At 28.8% G+C, this 1,062-nt stretch carries 1 protein-coding gene; it reads left to right on the forward strand.

Translation table 11 applies throughout. From position 1 onward, the window contains the following. On the forward strand, positions 1-1,062 hold a 1,062-nt coding region (locus tag ACO409_RS11040; protein WP_485557221.1), incomplete at both ends, for a DUF4435 domain-containing protein.

Genomic DNA, 1,062 nt, shown 5'->3' on the forward strand with positions numbered 1-1,062 from the left:
TCGTCATTATCTTTGTGGCAAAAATTAGAAAAAATATGGAATAAAATTAAACCAGAAATAAAATTTGATATTGATACTAAAAATACAGTTGTTAAAGTTGAAAAAAATGGGTCTAAATATAGTATAAATGGACTTAGTGATGGAGAACGTTGCATATTGTTTTATATTGGTAATGTCCTTCTAGCTCCAGAAAATAGTTATATTATCGTTGATGAACCAGAAACATTCCTTAATGCTGCTGTCTATAATGAATTATGGGATTTGCTCATATCAGAGCGACCTGATTGTCAATTTATTTTTGCTTCACATAACATGGACTTTGTTCAATCTAGAACAAATGCAACCTATATATGGTGTAAGAATTTTGAAGCACCTTATGATTTGGATTATCAGGTGTTGGAAGAATCACAAGAAATACCATTACCATTATTAACTGAAGTATCTGGTGCAAAAAAGCCAATTTTGTTTTGCGAAGGAACTAAAAATAGTCTGGACTATCAAATATATTCCAAATTATTCAGTAAATTTTGTTTTGTCAAACCAGTTCAAGGGCATAAACAAGTTATTCAATACACAAAAGCTTACAATAAACTAGAGGAAACATATGGTAATAAAGCATACGGCATTATTGATTATGACTGGATGGATGAGGCAAGAATTGAAAGCTATAAAAAGAAAAATATTTTTGTGCTCCCTTTTAATGAGATAGAGATGCTTTTGGTAGATGAAGAAATGGTGAATTATGTTCTATCTGATGATGAGGAGGATAAAAAACAAAAAATTAAAAAATTTCGAGACACTGTTATTAGTTTGTGTATAACAAATAAAGATAAAATAATAAGTATCGCTTTGAAAAAGAAACTTGATGAATTTATGGAAGGGAATTTGATAGAAACAAGAGAACCAACCGAGGATGAAGCACGGACATTTTTAGAAAATTTATCAGAAAAATTTGATATAACTGTAACATTAGAAAATATAACTAAAATTGTGGAAGATAGCATAGCTTCTTCAGATTTTTCGAAAATTTTAAAGATTTGTAACTTGAAAAATGAAATAATT

The sequence above is a fragment of the Leptotrichia sp. genome, assembly GCF_057270615.1.